Source organism: Cryomorphaceae bacterium, assembly GCA_007695365.1.
GTDB lineage: Bacteria > Bacteroidota > Bacteroidia > Flavobacteriales_D > SKUL01 > SKUL01.
The window spans coordinates 1-3,667 of the sequence record REDV01000019.1 but is presented as its reverse complement, the minus strand read 5'-3'; the positions used below and the strand labels follow the sequence as shown (position 1 = coordinate 3,667).

Annotated in this window: 3 protein-coding genes; all 3 read left to right on the top strand. The window is 47.6% G+C overall.

Annotated elements, in window-relative coordinates:
* Positions 1 to 5: 5 nt before the first annotated feature.
* The gene (locus EA392_00410; GenBank protein TVR42370.1) at positions 6 to 299 is read left to right on the top strand and encodes a gliding motility-associated C-terminal domain-containing protein; all 294 of its coding nucleotides are present in this window, start codon (positions 6 to 8) and stop codon (positions 297 to 299) included.
* 156 nt (positions 300 to 455) lie between these two features.
* Positions 456 to 2,180 (top strand): carbamoyltransferase, encoded by a 1,725-nt coding sequence (locus tag EA392_00405; GenBank protein ID TVR42371.1) that lies wholly within the window; start codon positions 456 to 458, stop codon positions 2,178 to 2,180.
* Positions 2,181 to 2,421: 241 nt separating this feature from the next.
* The coding region (locus tag EA392_00400; GenBank protein ID TVR42369.1) for a hypothetical protein at positions 2,422 to 3,667 on the top strand (1,246 nt) is incomplete at its 3' end.

Below are 3,667 nucleotides of genomic sequence, written 5' to 3'. Positions count from 1 at the left end.
GTGCGATGGTTGAACCCGAAGGGCAAATCTTTGTACCCAACGCCTTTACCCCCAACGAAGACGGTGTAAACGACCTCTTTGAAGTAAAAGGCCACAACATCGCTGAGTTCGAAATGGTGGTGATGAATCGCTATGGCCAGGTAGTATTCAGAACCAACAGCATGGACAACAAGTGGAACGGATCAGATATATCCGGACGATACTACGCCCAAAATGAAGTGTACGTCTATACCATTAAGGCCCGAACCACCCGCGACAAGCTTATTGAAAAGCAAGGAACCATCACGGTTATCAGGTAGGTAATTACTTCCCCTCACGCTACCATTGGCACTCCTAAAGCCAGTTCATGAAAATGTGAACTGGCTTTAATTTTTCTACCTTCGCAGCCGAACAAACCAAAGTATTGCATTTCGGGGTTTTATGACCTTTTGAGGGCACGCAATTAACCAATGAGCATGAATATACTAGGTATCAATGCTTTTCACGGAGACTCTTCCGCATGCATTGTACAAAACGGCAAGCTTATAGCAGCCATTGAAGAAGAGCGATTCAACCGCATCAAACATTGGGCAGGTTTTCCTGAAGCCTCTGTTCGATTTTGCCTGGAAGAAGCCGGAATAAAAGTTGAAGACCTGCAACACGTAGCAGTTTCTTTTGATCCAAAAGCCAACCTCACTGAAAAGCTCAAATACACCATCAAGCAACGCCCATCGCTGAATTCTCTGCTTGACAGATTTAGCAGGCAGCGTAAATCGGCAAGCCTCAAAAGCTATCTTGCAAAAGCTTGTGATGTGGATGAATCCTCAATAACTGCTACCATTCACCAAGTGGAGCACCACAATTGCCACATGGCGCACGCCTTTAACCTCTCGCCGTTTGAAGAGGCCTCTATTTTATCCATTGACGGGATGGGTGACTTTGTGAGCATGGTTATGGCTTCGGGTGAAGGCACCCAAATCAAACCTTTTGCACGAACACACTACCCACACTCGCTAGGGTTTCTGTACAATGCTATCACCCTCTACCTTGGATTTCCGAACTATGGCGACGAGTATAAGGTGATGGGACTTGCGCCCTACGGTAAACCCGCTTACGTAGACGCATTCAGGAAAATCATCTCGCCTAAAACACAAGGCTTTGAGCTCGATTTAAAGTATTTCACCCACCAGAAAGAAGGCATCAATATGAGCTGGGAAAACGGCGCACCTTCCGTTCAGCCATTTCACAGCAACGCACTTGAGGAACTGCTGGGGCCAGCACGAAAACCTAAAGAAGAACTCACAGACCATCACCAAAACATTGCAACATCACTGCAGGCTGTTACCGAAGAAATTCTGTTTCACCTGCTCACTGAGCTGCACAAGGCCTCTCCGAGCGACAATCTGTGCATTGCCGGAGGAGTTGCCATGAACTCGGTGGCCAACGGAAAAATTGCAAGAAATACACCTTTCAAAAATGTGTACAGCCCCGTGGGCGCAGCCGACAACGGGACATGTATCGGCGCGGCCTACCACATTTGGAATCAAGAACTGAAACAGCCTCGCACATTCAAACTAGAACACGGGTACCTCGGCTCTTCTTTCTCTGACGAAGCATGTAAGGCCGCAGCAATGGAATGCGGCGTGAAGCACGAAGCGTTAAACCGAGAAGACTTGATTAACAGGGTTGTGGAAGACCTCTGCAACGGCAAGGTGGTGGGTTGGTTTCAAGGAAGAATGGAGTTTGGAGCAAGGGCTCTTGGCAACCGCACCCTGCTGGCAGACCCGCGAAGAACCGATATGCGCGACATCATTAACCTGAAAATCAAGTTCAGGGAAAAATTCCGGCCTTTCGCGCCCAGTATCCTGGAAGAACATGTCTCAGACTACTTCGAAGTGAATGAACCGTCGCCATTTATGGAGCGCGTACTACCCATCCGTCCTGAAAAGCATGCTGAAATACCAGCAGTTACCCACGTGGATGGATCAGGAAGGCTGCAAACAGTGAGCAAAAAGACCAATCCTCTTTACTGGGATTTAATTCATGCTTTTTACCAAAAAACCGGTGTTCCCATCGTGCTCAACACATCACTTAATGAGAATGAGCCAATTGTGCGCACTCCGCAAGAAGCCATCAATTGCTTTTTGCGCACAAAAATGGATCACATCGTGGTGGGCGCTTACTATTGCAGTCGGACGTAAAGACCGGAATCCTCACTTCTATCACGTTCGCAGTGCAACCGAAACGGTAATTGATCGTCAATCGCGGTAAGCGGTTTGAAGGCTTATGTAGGAATCACATCTCGGCAGCAAATTGAGTCAACTGTGCGGTACACCCAGAGCTCAGCCGAGCGAGGATTTTCAACAAAAGCTTATCTTTACCGGCCTGAACCAAGTCAAGCATCAAAAAGCTTTTTGCTATTGAGAATGTAACACCATCATCATGAAGACCATCCGAATCACAGGAATATTTTCTGTTTTACTAACGCTTTTCGTTCAAGATTTAACAGCTCAAACCCAAACGTCTACAGCGCTCACTGTTGAGGAAATTGTGAACGAATTCCTTCTGGGCGAAGGAGTTGAAGCATTTAACGTCACCATCTATGGAGGTTTTGATGCTGACATTACCAACCCACGGATCGGATCCTTCACAAGTTTTGGCACGGGCTTTCCCATCGAAGAAGGAATGGTGATGACCACCAAAAATGTTCAAATCGTTACTTGTGGACCTGGGGTAGATGGAAGCGGCCCGACTGTAGATCCTGATCTCTCCCAACTTTTGGGGGGAGGGCCTCAGCTGCACGACGTAACTGTGGTTGAGTTCGACTTCATACCTTCGGGTGATTCATTAAAGTTCAATTATATCTTCTCATCCCGGGAATACAACGCATTTGTTTGCAGCGGCTTTAATGATGTTTTTGGGTTTTTCCTGAGTGGTCCCGGAATTACCGGCCCCTTTACCGGTGAAGCCGAAAACATCGCATTACTGCCGGATGGCAACTTTGTATCGATCAACAATGTAAATAACGGAAGTCCCGGACCTTGCACGAATCCACAAACGGGCGAAATATGCCCATGTAATGCTGATCTTTTCGTTGACCAAGGAGACAACACGGGTAATCAATCTCAATCAGATGTTTGTTTTGGTGGCTACACCGTACCCCTCACCGCAGAGGCATTGGTGCAATGCGGCGAAGTTTATCACATTAAGCTGGTCATTGCCAATGTAGCCGATGGAATTCGTGACTCAGGCGTGTTCTTTGAAAAAGGCAGTTTTTCGTCGAACCTGATTGTTGACCTCAATGTAAACCCCGTTGTTCCCGGCTTTGAACTCGGCGAAAACGACTTTATCGACGGGATCGTTGCCGGATGTACCAATGCGCAGTTTTGCCTTTTCCGACCGGACACCATGGGAACTGACACTACCTTTTTCGACCTGAGCGGCTCTGCCATTCCCGGCGTGCATTACATTGAACCCGATCAAAACTTTGTGGTGTTCCCTCCCGGTGTGGATACGGTTTGCGTGGATATCATCTCGCTTGCCACCGGACTCGGGTCACAAGTTGACTCTCTGATAATCTCTGCCGTTACAATTAATGTTTGCGGTGATACCGTTACAGCTTCTGCATCTATTCCCATTTTCAACGAATACACCTTTCCTGTGGTGACCACTGATGTGACCATTGACT

Excerpts from the sequence above, each read along its gene's own strand:
- EA392_00405 (TVR42371.1), top strand. The coding sequence starts at position 456 with ATGAATATACTAGGTATCAATGCTTTTCACGGAGACTCTTCCGCATGC.
- EA392_00410 (TVR42370.1), top strand. The coding sequence starts at position 6 with ATGGTTGAACCCGAAGGGCAAATCTTTGTACCCAACGCCTTTACCCCC.